Annotated in this window: 24 protein-coding genes and 2 tRNA genes; 19 read left to right on the top strand and 7 right to left on the bottom strand. The window is 45.7% G+C overall.

Annotated features, from left to right (window positions below):
• Positions 1–15 precede the first annotated feature (15 nt).
• From ACIM339_RS06850 to ACIM339_RS06810, 9 genes are all read left to right on the top strand, one after another.
• Entirely contained in the window at positions 16–378 is a 363-nt protein-coding gene (locus ACIM339_RS06850) for a diacylglycerol kinase (protein WP_015283884.1), read from the top strand.
• Positions 375–1,040 carry a diphthine--ammonia ligase gene (locus ACIM339_RS06845; protein WP_015283883.1) on the top strand — a complete coding sequence of 222 codons (666 nt, stop codon included), beginning with the start codon at positions 375–377 and terminating at the stop codon, positions 1,038–1,040. Before ACIM339_RS06850 ends, ACIM339_RS06845 begins: the two co-directional genes overlap by 4 nt.
• Before the next feature lie 132 nt (positions 1,041–1,172).
• Positions 1,173–1,246: transfer RNA gene (locus ACIM339_RS06840), tRNA-Lys, on the top strand.
• 23 nt (positions 1,247–1,269) lie between these two features.
• The gene (locus ACIM339_RS06835) at positions 1,270–1,524 is read left to right on the top strand and encodes a DNA-directed RNA polymerase subunit H (protein WP_015283882.1); all 255 of its coding nucleotides are present in this window, start codon (positions 1,270–1,272) and stop codon (positions 1,522–1,524) included.
• A 9-nt stretch (positions 1,525–1,533) separates the two neighbouring features.
• A complete protein-coding gene (locus tag ACIM339_RS06830) occupies positions 1,534–5,139 on the top strand; it encodes a DNA-directed RNA polymerase subunit B (RefSeq protein ID WP_015283881.1) in 3,606 nt (1,201 codons plus the stop codon).
• Positions 5,136–7,823 carry a DNA-directed RNA polymerase subunit A' gene (locus ACIM339_RS06825; RefSeq protein WP_015283880.1) on the top strand — a complete coding sequence of 896 codons (2,688 nt, stop codon included), beginning with the start codon at positions 5,136–5,138 and terminating at the stop codon, positions 7,821–7,823. Before ACIM339_RS06830 ends, ACIM339_RS06825 begins: the two co-directional genes overlap by 4 nt.
• Before the next feature lie 6 nt (positions 7,824–7,829).
• A complete protein-coding gene (gene rpoA2, locus ACIM339_RS06820; RefSeq protein ID WP_048104130.1) occupies positions 7,830–9,374 on the top strand; it encodes a DNA-directed RNA polymerase subunit A'' in 1,545 nt (514 codons plus the stop codon).
• Between the two features lie 5 nt (positions 9,375–9,379).
• A complete protein-coding gene (locus ACIM339_RS06815) occupies positions 9,380–9,667 on the top strand; it encodes a 50S ribosomal protein L30e (protein WP_015283878.1) in 288 nt (95 codons plus the stop codon).
• Positions 9,667–10,092 carry a NusA-like transcription termination signal-binding factor gene (locus tag ACIM339_RS06810; protein WP_048103866.1) on the top strand — a complete coding sequence of 142 codons (426 nt, stop codon included), beginning with the start codon at positions 9,667–9,669 and terminating at the stop codon, positions 10,090–10,092. Before ACIM339_RS06815 ends, ACIM339_RS06810 begins: the two co-directional genes overlap by 1 nt.
• On the opposite strand, the gene ACIM339_RS06805 is transcribed toward ACIM339_RS06810, so the two are convergent.
• Entirely contained in the window at positions 10,082–10,789 is a 708-nt protein-coding gene (locus ACIM339_RS06805; protein ID WP_015283876.1) for an NUDIX domain-containing protein, read from the bottom strand. The genes ACIM339_RS06810 and ACIM339_RS06805 overlap by 11 nt on opposite strands.
• 97 nt (positions 10,790–10,886) lie before the next feature.
• Here ACIM339_RS06805 and ACIM339_RS06800 point away from each other — a divergent pair, with 97 nt between their 5' ends.
• Positions 10,887–12,413, top strand: a complete 1,527-nt coding sequence (locus ACIM339_RS06800; protein WP_394295539.1) for a tRNA uridine(34) 5-carboxymethylaminomethyl modification radical SAM/GNAT enzyme Elp3 — start codon at positions 10,887–10,889, stop codon at positions 12,411–12,413.
• On the opposite strand, the gene ACIM339_RS06795 is transcribed toward ACIM339_RS06800, so the two are convergent.
• Positions 12,408–13,064, bottom strand: a complete 657-nt coding sequence (locus tag ACIM339_RS06795) for a hypothetical protein (RefSeq protein WP_162007695.1) — start codon at positions 13,062–13,064, stop codon at positions 12,408–12,410. The two genes, ACIM339_RS06800 and ACIM339_RS06795, sit on opposite strands and share 6 nt — an antisense overlap.
• Before the next feature lie 85 nt (positions 13,065–13,149).
• Between ACIM339_RS06795 and ACIM339_RS06790 the strand changes: the two genes are divergently transcribed.
• Positions 13,150–13,752, top strand: a complete 603-nt coding sequence (locus tag ACIM339_RS06790; protein ID WP_015283873.1) for a CBS domain-containing protein — start codon at positions 13,150–13,152, stop codon at positions 13,750–13,752.
• Positions 13,753–13,841: 89 nt separating this feature from the next.
• Here ACIM339_RS06790 and rbcL read toward each other — a convergent pair whose 3' ends face one another.
• Both rbcL and ACIM339_RS06780 read right to left on the bottom strand, forming a co-directional pair.
• Positions 13,842–15,104: a type III ribulose-bisphosphate carboxylase gene (gene rbcL / locus ACIM339_RS06785; RefSeq protein ID WP_015283871.1), complete on the bottom strand. Its 1,263-nt coding sequence runs from the start codon at positions 15,102–15,104 to the stop codon at positions 13,842–13,844.
• Positions 15,105–15,143: 39 nt separating this feature from the next.
• Positions 15,144–16,004, bottom strand: a complete 861-nt coding sequence (locus ACIM339_RS06780) for a radical SAM protein (protein ID WP_337954357.1) — start codon at positions 16,002–16,004, stop codon at positions 15,144–15,146.
• A 102-nt stretch (positions 16,005–16,106) separates the two neighbouring features.
• Between ACIM339_RS06780 and ACIM339_RS06775 the strand changes: the two genes are divergently transcribed.
• Positions 16,107–16,694 (top strand): response regulator transcription factor, encoded by a 588-nt coding sequence (locus ACIM339_RS06775; protein ID WP_015283869.1) that lies wholly within the window; start codon positions 16,107–16,109, stop codon positions 16,692–16,694.
• 4 nt (positions 16,695–16,698) lie between these two features.
• The gene (locus tag ACIM339_RS06770) at positions 16,699–17,520 is read left to right on the top strand and encodes a hypothetical protein (protein ID WP_015283868.1); all 822 of its coding nucleotides are present in this window, start codon (positions 16,699–16,701) and stop codon (positions 17,518–17,520) included.
• On the opposite strand, the gene ACIM339_RS06765 is transcribed toward ACIM339_RS06770, so the two are convergent.
• Positions 17,510–18,184 (bottom strand): HAD-IA family hydrolase, encoded by a 675-nt coding sequence (locus ACIM339_RS06765; RefSeq protein WP_337954320.1) that lies wholly within the window; start codon positions 18,182–18,184, stop codon positions 17,510–17,512. The genes ACIM339_RS06770 and ACIM339_RS06765 overlap by 11 nt on opposite strands.
• Positions 18,185–18,271: 87 nt before the next feature.
• Here ACIM339_RS06765 and ACIM339_RS06760 point away from each other — a divergent pair.
• Positions 18,272–18,346: transfer RNA gene (locus tag ACIM339_RS06760), tRNA-Glu, on the top strand.
• Positions 18,347–18,497: 151 nt separating this feature from the next.
• On the opposite strand, the gene ACIM339_RS06755 is transcribed toward ACIM339_RS06760, so the two are convergent.
• Positions 18,498–19,754: a DUF401 family protein gene (locus ACIM339_RS06755; RefSeq protein WP_015283866.1), complete on the bottom strand. Its 1,257-nt coding sequence runs from the start codon at positions 19,752–19,754 to the stop codon at positions 18,498–18,500.
• A gap of 211 nt (positions 19,755–19,965) precedes the next feature.
• Here ACIM339_RS06755 and hsp20 point away from each other — a divergent pair, with 211 nt between their 5' ends.
• Positions 19,966–20,520, top strand: a complete 555-nt coding sequence (hsp20, locus tag ACIM339_RS06750; protein ID WP_015283865.1) for an archaeal heat shock protein Hsp20 — start codon at positions 19,966–19,968, stop codon at positions 20,518–20,520.
• A 2-nt stretch (positions 20,521–20,522) separates the two neighbouring features.
• Entirely contained in the window at positions 20,523–20,954 is a 432-nt protein-coding gene (locus ACIM339_RS06745; RefSeq protein WP_015283864.1) for an ArsR family transcriptional regulator, read from the top strand.
• Between the two features lie 7 nt (positions 20,955–20,961).
• Here the strand turns inward: ACIM339_RS06745 and ACIM339_RS06740 are convergent, their stop codons facing one another.
• On the bottom strand, positions 20,962–21,432 hold the full coding sequence (locus ACIM339_RS06740; protein WP_201764072.1) for an RDD family protein: 471 nt from the start codon (positions 21,430–21,432) through the stop codon (positions 20,962–20,964).
• A 100-nt stretch (positions 21,433–21,532) separates the two neighbouring features.
• Here ACIM339_RS06740 and ACIM339_RS06735 point away from each other — a divergent pair, with 100 nt between their 5' ends.
• Genes ACIM339_RS06735 through ACIM339_RS06725 form a run of 3 tightly spaced genes read left to right on the top strand, consistent with a single transcriptional unit; the run spans position 21,533 to position 24,272 of the window.
• Complete coding sequence (locus ACIM339_RS06735; RefSeq protein WP_015283862.1) at positions 21,533–22,132, top strand: hypothetical protein; 600 nt, start codon at positions 21,533–21,535, stop codon at positions 22,130–22,132.
• Positions 22,133–22,143: 11 nt separating this feature from the next.
• On the top strand, positions 22,144–23,421 hold the full coding sequence (locus tag ACIM339_RS06730; protein ID WP_015283861.1) for a Single-stranded DNA binding protein: 1,278 nt from the start codon (positions 22,144–22,146) through the stop codon (positions 23,419–23,421).
• Positions 23,422–23,423: 2 nt separating this feature from the next.
• A complete protein-coding gene (locus ACIM339_RS06725) occupies positions 23,424–24,272 on the top strand; it encodes an RPA family protein (RefSeq protein WP_015283860.1) in 849 nt (282 codons plus the stop codon).
• Positions 24,273–24,310: the final 38 nt, after the last annotated feature.

Raw genomic sequence — 24,310 nt, 5'->3', positions numbered from 1 at the left:
TTCAAATAACAGTTCATGGGAAGGTTCTTGAGGGCACTGCATCACGCCCTTGACGGCATTGGATTTGCGTTCACCAGTGAGAGAAGTTTAAGGATTCAATTTGGGATATTTCTCATCGTTTTAGTTTTTGGGCTTTATTTTCAAATCTCTGCCGATGAATTTGCACTTATAATCGGCATCTCAGCCTTGGTTTTTGGGCTTGAACTCATAAACACGGCCATAGAGAAGTCCATGGACATTCTTTCAAATGGTCGGTACGATGAAAGGATAAGGGTCGTGAAGGATGTGTCTGCGGGCGCCGTACTGGTGGCTGCTGCATTTGCAGTTTCAATTGGAGTGCTAATATTCCTTCCAAAAATAATGGGGCTTTTAAAATGAAGGCGATTGCACTTTTCTCAGGAGGTAAGGATTCCACGTATGCAATATACCTTGCTATGCAGCAGGGATTTGAAATTGAGAAACTTGTTACCATATATCCCAAGAGGGAGGATTCCTACATGTACCACGTGCCTGCAATTGATAGAACAAGGTACCAGGCAGAGGCAATGGGCATACCGCAGGACATACACTCCATAGGAGACAGTGTTGAAGATCTAATGGATGTTTTATCCCATTACGATGTGGATGCTGTTATAAGCGGTGCCATTGCCTCAAATTTTCAGAAAACTAAGATAGAGGAGGTTTGCACTGAACTTGGAATGCTCTCCTATGCACCTCTCTGGGGCAAGGACCAGAATTTGCTTTTAAGGGATATGCTCTTGGCAGATTTCAAGATAATGATCGTGGCTGTCGCCGCCTACGGTCTGGATGAGAGATTTCTCGGTAGAATACTGGATGATAGTATGCTTCGCTTACTGCAAGAAATGGAACGCAGGTACAGAATAAATGTGAGCGGTGAGGGTGGGGAGTACGAAACCTTTGTTCTCGATGCGCCCTTCTTCAAAATGAGCCTTCAGGTTGAAGATTTTGACGTAATCTGGGACGGCGTTCGTGGAAATATCAAGATAAGGGGCATAACCCTCAACCAAAAAATATTTTAAATTTGTTCGGTCGAGTGGTGACAACAATTTATGAGAAAAATTTAATTAAAATCATGCCATTGGGAGTAGTGGGATGCGCCCAGAATCGGAGTAAACTTTAAATATGTCCGCCATATGTAGGGCTGACCCAATGGGCCTGTAGCTCAGCTTGGTAGAGCACCTGGCTTTTAACCAGGTGGTCCGGGGTTCGATTCCCCGCAGGCCCGTGTCCTCATGAGGTGATGAAAAAATGGTGAGATTTAACGTGCTCGAGCACGAACTTGTCCCGGAGCATTACTTGGTGTCAGAGGAAGAGGAGGAGAAAATTTTGAATGAATTAGGTGTGAAGAAGGAGAATCTGCCAAAGATAAAGAAGAGCGATGCAGTTCTTCGCGTTTTGGAGCGTAAGTACGGCCATATTCCAGTTGGAAGTCTCATAAAAATTGTGAGAAAGAGTCCAACCGCGGGCCGTGTGGTCGTTTACCGAGTTGTGGTGAGAGATTAAGGTGGTTTTATGGATACAATTGTAGATGTGTTATTTAGGAAAAGTGTGGTGAATCACCATATTGCCTCGTACAACGATCTCATTCCCACTCCCGATAATCCGAACAGTGTGATGCAGGAAATTGTGGATACAACAAAGGTTACAGATGAGGATCCCCCTGGAGTTGTAACCCTTGATCGTACAAAGACGGGAGGAAAGACAATAAAGATAATATTTGGTAGAAAAAATGAGTACAACGATGGCATAACTCCCACGATAAAGATAGGAAAGCCTGAGATAAAGGAGGCCACAGGTGCCACAGTGCAGATTACTCCCATGGAGGCAAGATTGAGGGATATGAGCTACTTGGCACCTCTGTACCTGCAGATAATGGTTGTAGAATGCGACGATTCAGGGTGTTTGGAGAAGGAGCCAGAGATGGTGAAAATTGGAGATTTTCCAGTTATGGTGAAATCAAAGATATGCACGCTCCATGAGGACAACATTGACGATTACCTTGACTCAATTTCAAAGGATAAGAGCATATTGAACTGGCCCTACAGAAAGAAATTGGAGTATGTTGGTGAGGACCCTGATGATCCAGGTGGGTATTTCATAATAGGAGGAAGTGAACGCGTTCTTGTGTCCCTTGAGGACCTTGCCCCGAATCGTGTTCTTGTGGAGAAGAACGAGAGGTATAACACAGTGGTTGAGACTGCCAAAGTATTCTCCCAGCGTCGTGGCTACAGAGCTCTCACAATAATGGAGAAGAAGAATGATGGCATCCTTGTTGTATCCGTTCCTGCCGTGGCCGGGACGATCCCTCTTGTTATTCTGATGAAGGCCCTTGGTCTTGAAAGGGACGAGGATATTTACAAGGCAATAGTCAGTGATGAGAAGATGAGCGTTATTGCGCTAGCAAACATTGAGGAGGTTGAAAATGATAAACTCTATCCTCCCAATGGAATTCGCACCCAGAAGGATGCCATAGAGTATCTGGAGAAGAGATTCGCTGCAGGTCAGGCCAAGGAGTACAGGGAGAAGAAAATATCTCAGATCCTTGATTCTTCACTACTTCCGCATCTTGGCACGGATAAGGAGGATAGGATAAAGAAGGCCTACTATCTTGGAAGAATGGCCAAGCGTATTCTTGAACTTCATCTTGGATTGCGAAAGGAAGATGATAAGGACCATCTCGCAAACAAGCGCATCAAACTGTCCGGAGATCTGCTTGAGGATCTCTTCCGCATGGCCTTCGAGGCACTTATGAAGGATCTGAAATATCAACTCGAGAGAACCTATAACAGGAAGAAGGGCATAAGAATTCGTGTTTCAATAAGGCAGGATGTGCTCACACAGAAGATAATGCATGCCATGAGCACAGGAAACTGGGTTGGGGGAAGAACAGGTGTTTCGCAGTTGCTTGATAGAACCTCTCACATGAGCACGCTCAGCCACTTGAGGCGTGTGATATCTCCATTAACCCGCTCACAGCCCCACTTTGAGGCAAGAGATCTGCATCCAACCCAGTGGGGTAGATTGTGCCCCAACGAAACCCCTGAGGGACAGAACTGCGGCCTGGTGAAGAACGCTGCACTTATAATTGATGTATCGGAGGGTTATCCTGAGGAGAAGGCCCTTAAGATTCTCAGGGATCTCGGCGTTGAAGACAGGCAGTACGAGACCGGAAATCTTGCAAGGGTGTACCTTAACGGGAATCTAGTGGGCTACCATGGGGATGGAAAATCCCTGACAGACGATATTCGTGCTCGTAGGAGAAAGGGTCTGATTTCGCATCAGATCAATGTCAGGTATGATGATAGGACGCAGGAAGTAATGGTTAACTGCGATAAGGGCAGGATAAGGAGACCTCTCCTGGTTGTTGAGAATGGAAATATAAAGTACACATCTCGCCACAGGGAGCTCCTTGAGAGGGGAAAGATAGATGTTGATGACCTTGTTCGCGAGGGAGTTATAGAGTGGATAGATGCGGAGGAGGAGGAGAATGCGTACATCGCCGTGTACGCCTACGATGTTCCAGAGCGTTGTCCACACTGCAACCGTGTTCTTGGGAGGGGAGATGTGATCTGGGCCAATCCAGGTGAGGGAGAACACGTAACCTTGCAGTGCAAGCACTGTGGGGCAGAGTTTGAGGTGGAGAAGAAACTTACCGAAGAGCACACACACTTGGAGATAGATCCACTACTCATACTGGGAGCGGTTGCTGGATGTGTGCCCTATCCACATCACAACTCATCACCCCGTATCACCATGGGTGCAGCAATGCTCAAACAATCATTGGGCTTACCTGCTGCCAATTACCGTCGGAGACCTGATACCAGGGGCCATCTCCTGCACTACCCACAGGCACCAATCGTAAAGACAAAGACCATGGACTTCGTGAACTTTATGCGCAGACCTGCTGGGCAAAATGCTGTGGTTGCCATAATATCCTACCATGGCTACAATATGCAGGATGCAATAGTCATGAACAAGGCCGCTGTGGAACGCGGATTTGGACGCAGTACATTCTTCAGGACCTACAAGAGCGAGGAGCGTCGCTATCCCGGCGGTCAGGAGGATCGCTTTGAAATTCCTAGTCCTGATGTGCGTGGGGCCATGACCGAGGAGCGTTACAAACTCCTTGATGAGGATGGGCTCATATCTCCAGAAATGTACGTGAGGGGCGGTGACGTGCTCATAGGCAAGACCTCGCCACCCAGGTTCCTTGAAGAGGAGGCAGAATTGCTCGGTCCCCAGAAGCGCAGAGAGAGCAGTGTTACAATGCGTCCGGAGGAGGTGGGTTGGGTTGATTCTGTTCTTCTTACCGTGAGTGAGAATAATTCAAGGCTGGTAAAGGTCAAGGTTCGAGACCAGCGTATTCCTGAACTTGGAGATAAATTCGCTTCAAGGCACGGACAGAAGGGCGTTGTGGGGGCCATAGTGCCCCAGGAGGATATGCCATTCACCGAGGGTGGTATAATTCCTGATCTCATAATAAACCCCCATGCGATACCCTCAAGAATGACCGTGGGGCACATACTTGAGATGATCGGAGGCAAAGTGGGCTCTCTTGAAGGTAGGTTTGTGGATGGCACTGTTTTCAAGGGAGAGCCTGAGAAGGCTCTAAGGGAGGCCCTTGTCAGAAACGGGTTCAAGTACAACGGTAAGGAGATAATGTACGATGGTATAACTGGGAGAAAAATTGAGGCGGAAATATTCATAGGCGTGATTTACTACCAGAAGCTGCATCACATGGTTGCTGGAAAGTTCCACGCAAGATCCCGCGGTCCTGTTCAGATTCTCACCAGGCAGCCCACCGAGGGACGCAGTAGGCTGGGAGGTTTGAGATTTGGAGAGATGGAGAGGGATACGCTCATAGGCCATGGTGCTGCGATGGTCATAAAGGATCGTCTGCTTGATAATTCTGATGGCACGGTGCTATATGTTTGCGGTAATCCGGAATGCGGCCACATAGCGATGTTTGACAGAAAGCGCGGCATACTTCGCTGTCCCGTTTGCGGAAATACAACAAATATCTATCCTATCGAGACGAGTTATGCGTTCAAATTGATGCATGACGAGCTTGCGTCTCTTGGTGTAATCATGCGTTTGAAGGTGGGTGATATGAAATGACCAGGCACGTTTTCGGTCTCACGAAAAGGATAAACTCCATAAAATTCTCTCTGCTCTCCCCTGAGGAGATAAGGAGAATGAGCGCTGTAAAGGTCATAACTGCTGATACCTACGATGATGATGGTTTTCCCATAGATAAGGGTCTTATGGATCTGCATATGGGTGTAATAGAACCGGGACTGCGCTGCAAGACCTGCGGTGGTAAGGTTGACGAATGCCCGGGACATTTTGGACACATTGAACTTGCCATGCCTGTGATCCACGTGGGGTTTGTAAAAAACATAAAGAATTACCTTGATGCCACCTGCCGCGAGTGCGGCAGAATAAAATTGAAGGATGACGAGATAGAAATATACAAGCAGAAGATTGAGGAAGCAAAGAATATGGGTGCATCTCCCCTTGAACTTCTATTCATCACGAAGAAAATAATTGATGACGCATCCTCCCGCCCCATCTGTCCCCATTGCGGTGCCGAGCAGAAGAAAATCACGCTTGATAAGCCCACAACGTTTAGGGAAGAGGGAAGAAAGCTCACACCAAAGGAGATACGGGAGAGGCTTGAGCGCATTCCGGATGAGGATTTGCCACTTCTGGGTATGAACCCTGAAACGGCGAGGCCTGAATGGATGGTTCTGACGGTTTTACCTGTACCTCCCGTGAATGTGCGCCCCACAATCACTCTTGAAACGGGAGAGAGAAGTGAAGATGATCTCACCCACAAACTTGTGGATATAATACGCATAAATCAGAGATTGAGAGAAAATAGGGATAGTGGTGCACCTCAACTGATCATTGAGGATCTCTGGGAACTGCTGCAGTACCATGTAACCACATATTTTGACAATCAAACCTCCGGGATACCTCCGGCAAGGCACCGCAGCGGGAGACCTCTGAAAACTCTGGTGCAGCGTCTTAAGGGTAAGGAGGGAAGGTTCCGCTCCAATCTGTCTGGAAAACGCGTGAATTTCTCATCCCGTACTGTCATATCGCCTGAGCCGTTTCTGTCAATAAACGAGGTTGGTGTGCCCGTTGCGGCTGCAAGGGAACTCACAGTACCCATAACAGTCACCGAGTACAACATAGAGAAGATGCGTGAGATAATCAGGCGCGGGCCGAACCCGGAGGGTGAGAAGTACGTTCCCGGTGCAAACTACGTTATTCGTCCGGATGGAAGAAGGATAAAGATTACGGAGCGCAACGCTGAGGAGGTTGCCAAGAAGATAGACCTTGGATGGATTGTTGAGAGGCACCTGATAGATGGTGATATTGTGCTATTCAACAGACAACCCTCACTGCACAGGATGAGTATGATGGGCCACCTTGTGAAGGTGCTTCCACAGAGAACATTCCGGTTCAACCTCGCCGTTTGTCCGCCCTACAATGCGGACTTTGATGGAGATGAGATGAATCTACACGTTTTGCAGAGTGAGGAGGCGAGGGCCGAGGCTAAGATTTTAATGCTCGTTCAGGAGCATATCCTGTCTCCAAGATTTGGAGGCCCAATAATTGGTGGGCTCCATGACCACATAACTGCAATGTTTCTGCTCACACATAAGAACCCGAAATTCACAAAGGATGAGGCAATACATATTCTTTCTTACCTTGACTACGACTCCCTTCCAGAGCCACATAGGGATGAGAATGGCAACGAGTTCTACTATGGTAAGGACCTGTTTTCCCTGATCCTTCCAAAGGATCTGAACATGGAGTTCAAGAGCAAGATCTGCGATCCATCTGTGTGTAAAAACAAATGTGTTTACGAGAAATGCCCCATAGATGCCTACGTGGTCATAAGAAACGGAAAATTGGTTGCAGGTACAATTGATGAGAACGCCATTGGCTCAATGAAGGGTAAGTTGCTTGATAGAATTGCCAAGCGTGGAAGCGATACTGCCAGAAAGTTCATAGACGATATGACTCGTCTGGCGGTGGGTGTGATCTCCTATCGTGGTTTCACTTCGGGCATAGATGACGAGGATATTCCCGAAGAAGCCATAATTCAGATTCACGAAATCATACAGGAGAGCATGAAGAAAACGGATGAGTTGATTGAACTTTACAGACAGGGGCTATTGCAGCCAGCGCCTGGCAGAAGCGTGGAAGAGACACTTGAAATGGAAATTATGCGTGTTCTTGCCCATGCGAGAGATGAGGCGGGTAAGATTGCGAGCAAGCACCTTGGATTGGAAAACTCATCGGTCATAATGGCCAGGAGCGGTGCTCGTGCATCCATGCTGAACCTATCTCAGATGGCCGGAAGCATAGGGCAGCAGTCCGTCAGAGGTCAGAGATTACATCGCGGTTATCAGGATCGCACGCTTCCGCACTTCAAGCGAGGGGATCTCGGTGCCAAGGCCCGTGGATTTGTGGAATCCTCCTACAAGAAGGGATTGAACCCCACGGAGTATTTCTTCCACTCAATGGGTGGTCGAGAGGGTCTGGTTGATACTGCTGTGCGTACATCCCGCTCTGGATATATGCAGCGCCGCTTAATAAATGCTCTTGAGGATCTCAAGGTGACCGAAGACAGAAAGGTGATAGACACCGGCGGAAACGTGGTTCAATTCTTCTATGGAGAGGATGGTGTGGACCCGACCCGTAGTTCCGGGGGAGAGAATATAGACATTGACGAAATCCTCACAGATGTTCTTGGGGATAAATACCTTTTGAGGAGGCGGAAGTAAATGGGTATGAGCATAATCTGGAAAGACAAAACTGAAAATATTGACAAGATTCGCCTCAACGTTCCCGTGTACTATGCGGTGGATTTTGAAATAAAGAGGGAAGTTGAATTACCCATCTACGGGTATATCACTCTGAAGGGCTCGGAGGTAAACTACAGGGTAAAGATCACAGAAATAAAGCCCTACCAGAGTTTGAAGGGAATAGTCAAGAAAACAACAAAAAAACTCAAGACCCTTCTCAAAATTGAGGAAGTTCAGGACATATCCGCCATTCCGCTTTCTGAGTTCAAGAAGGAAGATGGTACTTATTTGAAAAGGGTCACAAAGTTCTCATATGGGGAACTTGAAGAGAGGGGCGAGATAAAAATAAAGAAATTTGAAGAACTCAGTGCTGATGAAAGGGCTCTTCAGGAGAGAATTGAGAATGAGTATGGTCTCAAGCTTCCTGTTTCCATAATACAGAAACTCCTACAGGCCAAGAATGAGCATGGACTAAGCAAGAACGAATTTAACGAGGTTATCAAAAGAACCGTTGAGGTTTACAGGAAACGCTCTGTGGATCCCTATGAGGCTGTTGGAATAGTGGCTGCCCAGAGCATTGGAGAGCCGGGTACACAGATGACCCTAAGGACCTTCCACTATGCAGGTGTGGCCGAGATGAACGTTACTCTCGGTTTGCCCAGGTTGATAGAAATCGTGGATGCGAGGAGCATGCCATCCACTCCCGTTATGGAGATACATCTCAAGGAGGGTATAAGGGAGGACGAGGATAGAGTCAAGGAAGTGGCAAAGAAGATTGAGAGCACCGAGATAATAGATGTGGCCGATGTGATCACGAGCCTTGTGGATATGTCGGTCGTAATCGTGCCGGATAAGAAGAAGATGGAGGGAAGGGGTGTGAAAAAGGAGGATATTGTGGAGAGTTTGGGCAAACTAAAGATTCAGAAATTGACCGTGGAAATTGAAGGAGAGCGCATAAAGATCAAATTGCCTGAACCATCCTACAAGAAGCTGTACTTGCTCAGCGAGAATATAAAGGGGTTGACTCTGCGCGGTATAAAGGGCATATCAAGGGCGATAGTTAGAAAGAGCCAGGACAATAGTGAATGGGTTATTTACACACAGGGTTCAAATCTTGGTGATGTGCTTGATATTGAAGAGGTTGATGCTGCCAGAACAAGGACCAATAACATAATTGAGATTGCGGATGTGCTTGGAGTGGAGGCGGCCAGAAATGCGATAATCGAAGAGGCGCTGAACACCCTTCACCAGCAAGGTTTGAATGTGGATATCCGCCATATAATGCTTGTTGCTGATACGATGACCTACAATGGAACAGTTGAGGCTATAGGCAGGCACGGAATTGCAGGTGAGAAGGAGAGTGTTCTGGCAAGGGCTGCCTTCGAGATAACATCAAAGCATCTCTTGACCGCTGGAATACTCGGAGAGGAAGATCAACTGAGAGGTGTGGCGGAAAATATTATAGTGGGTCAGCCTGTTACTCTAGGTACAGGTGCTGTGACTCTGGTGTATAAACCTAAAAAGAGGTGATGTAGATGAATAGGGAAGATATAAGAAAAGAACTCAAAAAGGTGCTGGCAACGGGCAAGGTTTATTTTGGGATAAAGCAAGCAAGAAAGGCCGTTAAAAATGGAGAGGCAAAACTGCTCATAGTTGCAGATAACTGTCCGGAGAAAAAGGAAGTTGAGGAGTGGAACATACCAAAGATAATGTTTGATGGAGATGGATTTGAGCTTGGAGCCTTCTGTGGTAAGCCATTTAACGTCTCCGTGCTAACCATAGTGGATGAGGGAGAGGGCAAACTCCTGAAAATGGTGAAATGATGGTAAACATAAAGCTGGATGCACAGACACTTCGATACATTTCGATATTCGAAGCGGCCACCAATGCCCAAGTCAAAGATTGCATTGAGAAGGACGATCTCGTTGTTTTCGTAGTGTATCCCCGTAATCTCAGAAAAGCCCTTGAGAACGGTGGAACAAAGATTCAGACGGTGAGGAATTTAATCAAGAAGAACGTAATGGTCGTTGAGTACTCTCCAGACATTCTTGCATTTACACGCAGCGTGTTCCATCGCTTTAATGTGAGAAACATAAAGGTTGAAAATGTGGATAATCAGTTCAACATATCTGTTTTTGTGGACCCACGGGATAAGGCAAGGGCTATTGGCAAAGGGGGCCGAAACCTACAACTGGCCAAGGAGATAATAGGGAGGCACTTCCCTCTGAAAAATATAGTCATTTACTGATTTTATTTTTATAATCCTGAATTATTTTTTCGTGGTCGAAGGCCAGAGGTGGCAGACTGTTGAGTGGAAATAGAGCTGCCTGGGCGGCATCATCTCCTCCATGTAAACTACCCCCTATTTTTTGAAGTTCGTACACAATAGTCACCGTATGGTCCCTTGGATCTCTATTTGGATCTGAATACACTCCAACGAGACTGGAAATACGCACATCCAGACCGGTTTCCTCCTTGAACTCTCGTACAATTGCATCTTCCGTTTTCTCTCCGTACTCCACAAATCCGCCGGGAAGCGCGTACATGCCTTTAAACGGCCCTCTTCCCCGTTTTATTAACAATATTTTTTCATCTTCAACAAGTATTCCGTCCACGGTGAGTGATGGTTTTTTGTATGGATGCTCTACGATGTATGCGAAGATCTCATCGTACCTCTCATATTTTCTCAGCAGTTTTTTACCCTCCTCAGTTATAGAGCTCTCGCCCCCCTCCTTTCCTCCACGCCTTGAAACTATGATATCCATTCCAAGATTTTCTTCGATTTCCTTTATCATACCCCATGCGTGTCTGTAGGACATACTCAGATTCTTGGCGGCCTGTCTCAGGCTCCCTGTGCGCTCAACCTCTTTGAGAAGTTGATACGCTCCCGGCCCGAAAACATAACCACGATCACTTTCAAACCAGAAACGATACTTGACCTGCATATCTTGCCAATCTCCTTGTAGAATTTCAAAGTTTCGTTTAAAAGAAAAAACTTTTAAACATCCAAAATATAGGCGAAGCGTGGATTTCTACGTGGAAATGGAAAAAGCGTTTCGGGAAGGGAAGATAAAAAGCAAAGAAGATCTTGAGAGATGGAAGAGCAGAATTGCAAAGAAATACCGCATGCCCAATCCCCGCAACTCGGAGTTGATGAGAAACCTTCCGGAAGATATCGTTAGGGAATATCATCATATTCTAGTTAAAAAGCCCTCAAGAACGCTTAGTGGCGTGGCCATCGTTGCCATAATGACCTCTCCCTTTCCATGCCCGCATGGCAAGTGCATTTATTGCCCTGGAGGCCCTGAGAAGGGCACGGCGCAGAGCTACACCGGGCATGAGCCAGCAGCGTTGAGAGCATCGCAATATAATTTTGACCCCTATGAGCAGACAAGGGCTAGGATTGAGCAACTCAACGCAATTGGGCATCCCACGGACAAGATTGACCTCATAATCATGGGTGGTACATTCACAGCCCGTCCTGAGAGGTATCAGGAGTGGTTTGTGAAAAGAGCATTTGATGCCTTGAACGGAGTTGAGGCGCGAAACCTTGAGGAGGCACATCTGCTAAATGAGAACGCGAAGAACAGATGTATAGGGCTAACTGTGGAAACGCGTCCTGACTGGTTCATGGAGAAGGATATTGATTTTTCCCTGCATCTCGGGGCTACGAGGGTTGAGCTTGGGATACAGACCACCCACGATGATATCCTCGCATTGGTGAAAAGGGGTCATACGGTAAAAGAGAGCATAATCTCAACGCGCTTGGCCAAGGATGCAGGTTTCAAGATCAACTACCACATGATGCCCGGACTGCCAGGAAGCAATATTGAGAGGGATTTCCAGGCGTTTAGCAGGATTTTTGAGGATCCAGATTTCAGGCCCGATATGCTCAAAATATACCCTACGCTCGTGGTTAAGGGCACAGAGCTGTATGATATGTGGAGGAGAGGTGAGTATGAGCCATACACTCTTGATGAGATCGTTGAGCTTTTGATTCGCGTTATAGAGATCACACCCCCCTGGATAAGGATACAGAGAATACAGCGAGATATACCTGCCAAGTTCATTGAGGCAGGCGTGAAACGCGGAGATTTAAGAGCACTGGTTATGAGAGAGATGGAAAAAAGGGGTATAAGATGCCCAGAGATACGATGCCGCGAGGTCGGAAGGAAGGGAGGGGAGAATTTCAAACTCGTGAGAAGGGACTATATAGCTTCTCAGGGCAAGGAGATTTTCCTCTCATTTGAAGATGAAGAGCGGAATTCCATCGCCTCATATCTTCGTTTACGGCTTCCAAGTGAGCAAGCGCATCGTTCAGAGATGCGAGATGCGGCGATAATCCGCGAGGTGAAGGTATTCGGCCGCGAGGTCCCTGTGGGGGTTAGGGAAAAGAAGGCATGGCAGCATCGGGGATTGGGAAGGAGAATGATGGAGGAGGCGGAGAGAATCGCTAAGGAGGAATGGGAAGTTGGCAGAATGGTGGTCATAAGCGGTGTGGGTGTTCGCAACTATTACCGCAAACTCGGGTACGAGCGTCTCGGCCCGTACATGGCGAAGCGTCTATGATTGGACAATTTTTTCAAGTTTATTCCACTCCTCCTCAGCATTCTTTATCTCCCTTTCCACATTCTTTCTTATTGCCCTGAACTCCTCTAGCACCTCCCTTCTAATACTTTCTGGAGCATTTTTGAACAGGATTTCAATTCTTTTTTCCACATCATCGCTGAAATTGAGGTCATATACATTCTTTATTTGTTCAAGAGTATCCCTGTCATCAACATCTCCAAGTATAAGGGTATCACCATCCACATGCTTCAGACTCTCCCTTGTTATCAGTCCCCCATTTTTTACCCATCTATTGAGCAATTTTATTGATTTCTGCACATCCCTGCATTTTTTTAGTATCCATTTTTTCTCATTCTCCGCTCTCTGTATCATTAGTTTCTTTGCATATTTTGGATCCTCGCACAGGAGTATCAGGGCGATGTGCGCGTCCCAGTATGTTTTTGTTAGGTTTGAATAATGCGTTCCGGCGGCAAATCCAAGATGCTCTCCATTTCTGCTCTGCAGGTATAATTCCATCAGATTTTCAAGTTCCCTCATTGTTTTATGTTCCTTTGAGCCAAAAACAATTCCCCTTGGGCTCGTGGGATAGCCCAGGGCCTTGAGCATTTTCCGATACTCTCTTCTACATTTTTCAACATGTTCCCGCTTCATGATTGATAAATTGCATTACAATACATCATATTTTTTGACAAAAAAATTCCGATAAGAATAAATACTTGAAAAGACATATGCTCATATGTTCCCACCGCTGAGTTCCATCAGGGAGAGAAGGAGAAAGTTGGGATGGACCCAGAAAAAACTCGCTGATATGAGCGGTGTGTCTCAGAGTTACATTGCGAAGATTGAGAGGGGTAATCTCATGCCCACCTATGAAATGGCCAAGAGAATATTTGAAGCCCTGGACAGGGGTGAGTTTGAAGAATCCTCACCCATGGCCAGGGATATAATGGTCAGAGACATAATATCAGTTGGGGAAAGGGACAAAATAGGATACGCAGGTGAATTGATGGAAAAGCACGGTATAAGTCAGATTCCCGTGTTCAGGGGAAATGATGTGGTTGGTCTTATCACCGAAAGTGATGTGATGAGGGCTTACAGGGAGCATGGCCACAATGCATCCATGGCTATGGTGAGTGATTTCATGTCTGACCCACCTCCACTTGTTCCAGGAGATATGAGTTTGAACTCCCTTATATCCATACTGACTCAGTATCAAGCGATTCTGGTCCATGGGAAGAATGGAGTTGAGGGAATAATAACCAGGGCCGATATAGTTTCCCTTGCCTCATGGGGATCTAACCATCTCGGTAAAAGGACTAAGTATGGTGCAAGGATATGAATTCATGGTTGGTTTGAAAGAATCCATTGCTGGTGCAATAGCTGGCAATCTTGCAGAGGGATTCTACGAAAAATTGAGAAGTGAGGGTTTTATTTAACAAATTTCTCCAGCGCTTTTCTCAGCTCTTCGTGGTCCTTTGCATATTCCTGAAGGGAAATTCCCTGCATCTTAGCCTCCAGCGCTTGGCGCATGGCTGTTGCGCCCTTTCTCGTGCCTTCCGGATGTCCATGCACTCCGCCACCCGCCTGAATCACGATATCTTTTCCGAGTATATCCACAACCGCCGGCACATGCCCGGGATGCAAGCCTCCTGATGCAACTGCCAGCACCGGCTTTATGTCTCCCCAGCTCTGCTGGAACCTCGTATCATTCGCAGGCACATTGCCCATCTGAATCTCCTCGCGAATCGCAGAGACCTCGGCAGCGGAGCCTTCCATCTTTCCCACCGCGGTGCCGATGTGCAGGTTGTCCACACCCAGAACCCTGTAAATCTTCGCCAAGGCGAGCATTGTTATTCCGTGCCTCGGATTGCGAGTTATGGCTGCATGCATTGCTCTATGCGCATGTATGGCCATCTTGAATCCTTCCTCGCGATAGCTCTGCACCGCCGAAAATCCTGAGATGAAGACGTCAATCATCACGAACTCGTTGCCCGCATCTTGCACCAGCTCAGCACGGCGAATCATCTCCCTGTACGGAGCGGTTATGTTCACGAGGTAAATCTTCTTCTCCCCCGTCTCCTCCTCGGCAAGGTCCTTTTTCTCCAATGTCAGAGAGAGTCGCTCTTCAAAGCGGTTGAAATCCTGAGATGCAAGGTTCTCATCGTCCTTCACTATATCCAGACCACCAACCCACGCCTCGTATGCGACCTCCGCGTGCATCTTCGCAGGCAATCCGATTTTTGGCTTAATTATCGTTCCAAGGAACGGTCTATCTCGCACTCCTGTCATCTCGCGCACGCCCTGCACCCCGTACTTGGGCCCGGGATACTCCGATAGCAATTCAAGAGGAAATCTCGTGTCCAAAACACGAAGATTCTCAACGCTCTTCATTCCGAACACATTTCCCGCCACGCTTGCCAGAATTGCAGGCATGTTCTTCACTTCAAAGAGATGAAGGGAATACGCAATTTTCACATATCTTCTCTCTTCATCAATCTCGTAAACCCTTGCACGAAGTTTCTCCCAGATCTCCGGAAGAAGGGTCTTTAAATCAGTCCAAGTGCCTATTGAAGATTCCTCTGCTATTCTATCGGCCACGTACTTCATATCCCTCCCCGCGGGTGGCTCAGCGTAGAACCAAACCAGCAGGTCTGTATCTTTCGGCTCGTAATCCAACTCAATATAGGTCATGGGTGGATATATGCTCTCATGCAATTTAACCCCATCGTTTTAGAGCATATGACTTCCATCGCATGTGGATGCAGTGTTTAGGGGTAAACCCTCACGACACACAGAAAAATCAAGGCCATATTTTAGGGAAGCATCGCGTATTCTTTTTAGAATCTTTAATCTCAGATCTCTCGGAGCGTACCTTATTCCTCGGACCATTTCGCCATTTTCATAGTATATTCTATGTAGTCTCTCTGCTTGGTCCTTAAAAACTCCAGCAACGCGCCTGAAATTATCGGGTTTGACCTTGTAGGTTGAACTTATGATCTGCCTAACCCCTATATCTGCAAATACCCTCACCATTTCTCTTATCTCTTCTTCATTATCGTTTATTCCAGGTATTACCGGATCGAGACGCACAATGGTTTTGATGCCTGCCCCCCTCAATTTTTCAAGTGCTCTCAATCTTCTCTCAGGGCTTGGGGCCATGGGTTCCAGTTTATTTGCAAGGTTTTCGTCAAGTGTGGTTATCGTTATGGCCACTACGCTTCTTATGTTCTCAAGAACATCAATGTCCCTAACCACAATATCCGATTTTGTGAGCATTAGAAGAGAAAAATCGTATCTTCGCGTTAGATTCAATGCCCCCCTGGTTATTCTCAGCTCTCTCTCAACCTTTGGATAGGGGTCGGAGGAATTGCTCATTGAGATCGGCAATTTCAGTTTTGCATTCTTCAAATCCCTCTCAAAAAGGCGGAGAAAATCCCTTTTCGGTCGTACCTTCCATGGATTGCGAATGTACGATGTTATGTAGCAATATATGCATCTGTGCTCACAGCCCGTGTAGGGATCTACAGTGTACTTCTTGGGACATGTGCAGAGCGGGAAGTTCCAGGGATCAAATATGTGCATATAGTACACGAAACTCAATGGTATCCCCTATATAAAGTTCTATGGTGTCTTGTTTTCAAAAATGATAATAGGTGGAAAACAAATAAATATAATCAAACTTATTTTTCTATTATGGAAGATAGCCTTCACGTTCTGCTTGTGGACGACAACAGGGAACTTAGCAATATAATAAAAACATATCTCTCCCAGCGTGGGTTCAATGTGATGGTGGCAAATAATGGCAGGGATGCTATGGGTATGATAGAAAAGGCAAGACGCATTGATGTTATTCTTTTGGATTTGATGCTTCCGGATGTGAACGGTCTTGATATGCTTCGCTCCATAAGAGAGCATTCAAAGGATGTGCCCATAATAATCATCAGCGGGGTCAAGGACCTAAATACCGTAATAGAAGCAATGAAAGCAGGTGCAGATGATTACCTAGTCAAGCCCTTCAGGCTTGGAGAACTGGAGAGCAAAATTAACGAGATCCTGTACAAAAAGGCAATGGAACAGCCGGTACAACAAACCCTCACTGCCGAACGTGCGTTGGAAGTGGTTGATACCCTTGATTATTCGGGGGGTATGCTGAAATTCTCATTCAAGAACATAGATGAGATGAGGAGATTTCTAAATATACTGCGGGAGAGGGACGACGTGGATGTCAAAGATGTTCGTGTGGGCGAGGAATACGAAGTATACCTCACCATAAAGAGGTAGTGCCATGGTAGATTGTGAGGTGGAGTTCATACATCCCTACGGTCGTGGGTTCATAGTCTATACAGATAAGGAGTGGAAAAAGGGTAAAATTTATCTTACCCAGAGGGAGATTATAATTATCGGAGATAGGGAGTACAAGATACCCATAATAGCGATTTTGAGTGTGGATAAGAGGATAACTTTACCCGCAATTAAGGAAGGGCGCTCTACTCTTCTCATAGAATATGTGGACATAATAACAAAAGAAAAACTCTATACTCTGTTCTCTGGTTACGGTAGTTGCATAAGAAGATTCAAAAAGGCTCTTCTAATACTTCTCACTTCAAACATTCTTATCAGTTATAAAATAGGAGAGAACTGGGGCAAGGGATTCATGCGCGTAACTGGCTCGGATATTGTCTTCACACCTGTAAATTACACAATGCATGTGCAGGAGATAGCAAATATAGAGAGGAGGTCCATGTCCACTGGATTTTCAAATGTGGGCGTTATATACATAAAGGAGAAAAGAGAGGATAAGACCACAGAGATATACCTCGTCACGCCACCATTAAAGCGTGATTTCTTCTGGCAATTGCTTAACCTTCTTGTTGAGGAGTTTGTGTACTCGCAGGTACTTTCAAAGCTGACAGAGATTGAAAGACTCGTGCTCCTGCTGGTGAGTCAGGGAGCCTCGGTAAATGAAATTCTACAGAAGCACCACCTCACACCTGACGACTTCAAGAGGATAACGGATAAGTTGCAGGACATGGGTTTGATAAAGAAAATAATCCTGGTCAAAATAACGGATAGGGGGAAGAAAATAGTGGAGAACATCACTGAGTGAGTGAGTCAATTATCCTTGCGGCCTCAAGTAGATTTCTGGTGTTGTAATCCGCCATTTCGCTCGGTTTTCCCACCTTTATGGTGATCATACCAACTCTTCTTGCTCCAAGAATATCTCTCTTCTCGCTATCACCCACATATATTACCGGCTTACTCCTTGAATTTTTCAAAGCCATTTCAAATATTTTGGGATTTGGCTTGCCCACTCCTGCATCCTCCGCCGTTGTTATGCTATCAAACATTTCGTATATATTCATCGCTCTGAGCACTTTCTCTGTGTAGGGCCTGTCGGCATCGGTTATCAAACCAAGGTGCTCTGCTTTCCTCCTTATTATTTTGAGTGCCTCTTCTGAACCCCTATCAGGTTTTACGTATTTTGCATGGTAATTTGCATAGGCGTCAATTATCCAGAACACATCGTTGGAGCACAGTCTTTTTGAAACTACATTTTCAACTGCTCTTACTATGAGATTTCTTATCGGATAGTAAATTTTTTCCCTGTTGTCCATGTATGGTTTTCTGAATTCCAAGATATGGTGCATCAACTGCTCTACACTCATATCAATTTCAAATCTTTTCTTAATCGCTTCACACATCTTGTAAAACGCGTAATTTTCACTTTCCACACTTGTTATCGTGCCAGTCAGATCAAGGAACACATCCATACTCGGGGCATGCATATCATCCTTTTAACAATTTGCAAAGAAAATTTTATATGCCCAGTGCCTATACGCCTTAACGGGCAATCGCATGCTCCGGTGGTGTAGCCCGGCCAAGCATTAGGGGCTCTCAACCCCTCGACCCGGGTTCAAATCCCGGCCGGAGCACTAAGCCCCTTTGGAAAAGGTGCTTTACCCCCAAAGAGGGATGTCTTTCAAAATCCCCCATAAATGCCATGTGTTGGTTCTTTTACCCTGAGAATGCTCTCCTTCGGACCTTCTTCCTTTAATTTTTCTCAACTGGGTAAAAAGGTATGGATTAGGCCAAGAAATAGATTAGAAGGGTTATGGCGACCACAAATATCACTGCAGGGCTTACTCTTTTTATTACCTTGTACACATCAGCCTTGAAGTGCTGGGCGGATAGAACCAGACAAAGGTGCACGGGAGAGGTCAGATGTCCGGCGTACCCGGATGCATAGGCAAGTGCTATGGCTGCAAAACTTGGAGGGGTACCTATAAAGGGCAAAAGCAGAGGAAATGTTGCAGCCACGTAAGCCACGGTTACACCGGTCATAAGTCCTGCTAGGTATGGGAGTACGATTATCACAACAAATGCCGGTATGTGGTAAAGGTTGAAGAACTCATAGGTGTAGTACATTGAATTGGTCTGCAGCACTGCTATTTTCATGAAAAGTGCTGCAAAGGTAACACCAAGGAATGTCGGCTTCAAGGCGAATTTCAACCCGTATATGGCATCTTTTTTTCTTCCCCTGTAAATCAGAATTCCTATGAGCGTTAGATCAACCACAAGAAGTGAGTAAAAAAGATCTACCCTCTGGATCTCCAATCCTCCTTTTGTGGGCACAGGAATTCCAACCAGTGTCAAGAGCATTACCACCAGTATGGGCCAGGCAGAGTACAGCAATTTTCCGAATTCCCTTCCGCGATCCTTTTCAACTCTCTTCTTCTTTATGTTCTTCTTTTTCATTATGGGGTAATATATGAACAGGTATCCACCGGTGACTGCGAGTATGGTGAGGAAGAACATGTGGATAACAAAATCGGGAATAGTCACATTGAATATTGCAGAGGCAACAATTACTCCCGTATATAGGGGCCACCAGTATTCCCATAGGTGCCGAAACCAGTAGTTTAGGGAAGTGGCTTCCAGGGGATTCAAGGACATCTCCTTGGCAAGTGAATCAACGAGGCGCGCGGAGACATAGGCACCTCCGGGCATTGGAAGTAGTCCTATAAAGGAGGATATTGAGACCATGGAGGATCCCAGTGAGGAAGCCAGGGATTTAACTGCGTTTACCATCATATTCAGGTACCCCACTTTTTCCATAAGTGCAACGATGAGCAGTGAAAGAAACACTATGACAATTATTCTCCAGAAATTATGCCAGTTCAGAAGTGCAAGTAGCACCTTATCCCACTGTGCACCGAGGGCGAATAGGAGAAACAGTGCACCTATCATTATTGCAATGGCTATGTGAACTTTGAATCTGGGAAGTACGATGATTATCAGTATGGCTACCAGTATCAGCAGGAAGCCCTCGGAGGGAGTCATTATGTGGTTATGGAAAAGGCATATTTATAATTTGCACCTTCATACAATTTTTCAAAACAAAAAAATAAAAGAAGTATGCCAGAAGGGATGGGATGCGCTTCCCATTATTTAATATGCAAATCGCCCATATAAACTTTCTCAGAAAAATTTATATAGCAGTTCCTAATAAGCATGGTTGTGAACTAAAAGTTGATAACTGGAGGTGATAAAAATGGTGTGGAAGAGAAGAAGGGATAGGGACGACGAATGGGATAGGGATTTCTTCAATGATGATTTCTTTGGATTTGACATTGAGAGAGAGATAAGAAGAATGGAGGAGTGGATGAACCGCATAATGCGCGATTTTGGAAGGGGTGAGATCAAGGGTCCTTACGTTTATGGTTTTAGCATGCGCATAGGTCCTGATGGCAAGCCGCAGATACAGGAGTTTGGCAACGTGCCCCGCAGATTTGGCATAAAGGAGGAGAGCATGGAGGATTACCGGGAGCCCATTGTGGATGTTATGGAGGATGATAAGACTGTGAGCATAACAGCCGAGATACCAGGAGTGAACAAGGATGACATTGAACTGGATCTTAACGATGAGGATAACGTGCTCACAATAAAGGTTGATACTCCAGAGCGCAAGTACTACAAGGAAGTAGAACTTCCAGCCAAGGTCAAGCCAGATTCCGCCAAGGCAACGTACAAGAACGGAATACTTGATGTGGTGTTTGAGAGGGCTGAACCGAGAAAGAAGAAGGGCAAGAAGATAAAAGTAAGGTGAAAATGAGCAGCATAGACGAACTTCTGAATGCGATCGAGAATCAGACAAGGAGGGAGATACTCAAGAGGCTGGCTGAAGGGCGCCAGTATGCCCTTCAGCTGGCCAAGGAGTTGAGAGTGTCCCAGCAGGCCATAGTCAAACATCTTGAGATTCTGGAGAGATCAAACATAATAAGAAGGGCAGGTACAGAAAAAAGCGAAATGGGTCCTCCAAGAAAGCTCTATGAGGTTCACAGGGGTTTTTCCATAGTCATAGATGTGGCTCCGGGAATTTTTGAAATACGTGAATATCCCATAGAGGAAGATTCTGAGAGCATACAAGTTGAAGATTTCGGCAAGATGCTGGAGGAGATTGAGAGGGAGTTGCGCGATATTGAAAGGAGAAGAGTTGAACTCATAAAGATGAAGGAGAGAATCCTCAGGGAAATGATGTGAAGATAAATTATTCTGGAAGTTCAAACTCCTCTTTTTCCTCCTCTACTCTGAATGTCTTTGTTTTTCTCTCCTCTCTGAACCTGAAATCGGAGATTACGAGGCAATCCAAAATTCGCTCCGAATATCTCTGCCTTGGCTCTCCCTCGGTGCTCAATCCAGCAATGATATCCGCAATGTATATTATCCAGTTCAATTTCGTTGCATTTCTCCCTATGGCCTTCCATATGTCCAACGAGCCTATGAATGATACAGCCTTGAGTTTGAATATGTACTTTCCAGGGGTTTTTCCGTTGATGGCATCAAAAATCACAGAGTAAATGAACCATATTATGCCCTGCCATATGAAAATTACTGTGCCCATGTTCCATTTGAAAAAGTAACCGAGCGCATAGGCAATTGCAAGGGTTATGACGAAATCCACAAAACCCGCAGCGATTCTCCTTGCCCATAGATTTCGAAGTGCAGAATCGTACTCCATGATATCAAAGCCAGTTTGCATATGAAGGCATATAATGTTTGCTCCTTAAATATTTTTCTTGTTGGAAAGTTTATTATACTTTCTTTCAATCTAATCAATCATGCTTCTGGACGAGATTGAAAAATGGCTTAGGGAGGGAAACGATGATGCCCAGGACCTTGTTGACCTGCCTTGGAATGTTGAGAGGGAAAACAACACCCTGATGGCCCAGCATCCGAAGATACCATTCATTCTCTATGTTTCTGAGGATGATAATTTCATAAGGTTGCGGGTTTACACGGGTATAGAGACTGCTGTTGAAGATACTAAGGAGAGATTGAAAATTGCCAGGGCTTTGCTCCTGCTAAATGGCAGTGCGGATTACCTGAAATTTGCCCTTGAGGGCATAAACGAGGAGGTTGTACTTCAGATAGACCTTGGAAAGAAGTACTTTAACAAGGGTGTTTTTGAAGATTCAATAGCGGCCATGGTTACGGGAATGTACATGATGGTTCGTGCCCTTGACCTTGAAGAGGAGTTTCAGAACCAATTGTTTGCCAGGCTAGTTGGTCTAGTTAAGGAGCGCCTGAGTGAGGGCGCAAAGAGGGAGGACGTGGTGAAATTCCTCATAAATCGTGTGGGTCTAAAGAAAAAGGATGCTGAGGAGATAGTGGATGAGATAATGAAAAGTATGGATAAGGATATCAAGGGCTATATGTGAAGGTGGTTAATATGGAAGATTTTGAAAAGCACGTGGATGATATTTACAGGGTGCTTGGGGGAAAAGTGGATAAGGATGTAATTGCCAGAGAACTGCGAAACTGGATCACAAATTTCAAGGTGCCAATGACCGAAGCGAAGAGGAGTATAGTTTCAAAGCTGGGGGGAGATCCCACAAAACTCATAAACAACGAGAAAAAGATCTCAGATCTAGGTCCAAACGATGCAAGGGTGGATATTAAATTGAAGGTCATAACAATCAATTCAAGAGAGTATCAGCTTGACGGTATGGCGAGAAAGATGTACTATGGTATTGTGGGTGATGAAACGGGTACAATACCTTTTACGGCATGGCGTCTCGATGTTGAGTTGAGAAAGGGTGATTGCATACAGGTTAAAAACGCGTATACGAGAGAGTGGCAGGGTAAAACGCAACTCGTATTTGGAAACAATACGATCATCACTCTCCTTCCACCAAACTCGGTTGATGTAAAGACCTCAATAACTCCTGCAAAGATAGTGGAACTGCATCCGAGGATGGGATTTGTTCAGGTTGTCGGTAAAATTTTGGATGTTACCGAGAGAGAGGTCATGGTTGATGGTGTGCCCAGAAAGGTTTACGAGGGTATAATTGGTGACGATACGGGTGAAATACCATTCAGTGCTTGGGACATAAAGGTAAATAAGGGTGATGTACTTAAAATAAGTGGTGCCTACGTACGTACTTTCAGAGGTATGCCCCAACTCGTATTTGATCCTCGTTCTACAATTGAAAGGGTAAATCTGAATATAGAGATAAAAGAGATTCCAGTGACCCTTGAGAGCCTAGAAGGCAAGGGTGGATTTAACGTGCTTGTTGAGGGCGTTATCATAGATGTGAAGCGTGGAAGTGGACTCATATACCGCTGTCCGGAATGTGGAAGAGTTTTGAATTCTACCATATGTCCCGTGCACGGGAAGGTTACGCCCAAACCTGATTTGAGGATAAAAGCCGTTCTTGATGACGGAACTGGTGGTGCAATCTGTCTCTTCAACAGAGAGCAAACGGAAAGAATACTTGGAATAGGCATGGACAAGGCCATTTCCTTGGTTCAGGAAAATCTTGGAAATCCCGCAGTTATAAGGGAGATGATTGAGGAGAAACTCATAGCGGTGCCAATGCGTCTAAGAGGCAATGTTATATCAAAGGAAAAATATGGACTAACAATGCTCGTGCACGATTTTGAGTTTATAAACATAGAAGACATAGCAAAGGATGCGGAGAACATGCTTGAGGAGTTGGGGTGGTAAAAATGCGTGAGCCTGCTTGGAGAGTATTTGCTGCAGAGTACAACTCTTCAAAACACTATATAAAGGCCACTGAACCCAAGATGCCCAGTTACGTGATAACCCCTATTGGAGCGAAAATAAGCCGACTGTTCGTGGTGGGAGTGCTCACAGAGGTTCGGGTTATTACTGAAGAGGTGATAAAGGCCCGCATAGCAGATCAGACGGGAGCATTCTACATGCTTGCCGGAAAGTTCAATCCTGAGGCAAGACAGATTCTTGAAACAGTCAAAGTGCCGCAATTCATTGCAGTTGTTGGAAAGGTTAATGTGTACAATCCAAGGGAAGACCTTATGTACGTTTCCGTTGTGCCGGAAAGGGTAAAAATAGTAAATGAGATTCTGCGCGATTACTGGGTATTTGACACTGCAAGAAGATTGAAAATCAGAATTGATGCCATGGGTGAAGCTCTTCGCATGGATGAACCCTCCGTGGACAAGCTGACGTCTCTCGGATTCTCCAGGAAGATCTCAGAGGGGGTGGTTCTTGCAATTCGGTACTACCAGAAGATCAATGTTGAGCGGTATATGGATATGCTAAAGGATGCCCTCAAACATCTCCTCCCAGAGTACAGAGCCATGGGCTATGAACTGCCAACAGTTGAGGAAGAGGAGGAACAAGAAGAGGTTGGCGAACTGGAGGAGGAGATATTGAACCTAATTGAGCAACTGGATCAGGATGGAAAGGGTGCCTCCTACGAGGCCCTGTTGGAGAAATCTGGGATATCCGAGGAGAAACTTGACGAGGTTCTGCTCTCCCTTCAGGAAAAGGGGGAGATCTACGAACCCTATCTGGGAAAATTCAAGAGAATATAAACTAGCATCGTTCACTTTTTATTTTTATATTTCTAAAT

Origin of the sequence: Aciduliprofundum sp. MAR08-339 (genome assembly GCF_000327505.1) — an archaeon.
Taxonomy (GTDB): domain Archaea; phylum Thermoplasmatota; class Thermoplasmata; order Thermoplasmatales; family Aciduliprofundaceae; genus Aciduliprofundum.
The sequence above is the reverse complement of the archived record's forward strand: the minus strand, read 5'-3'. Positions and strand labels throughout refer to the sequence as shown.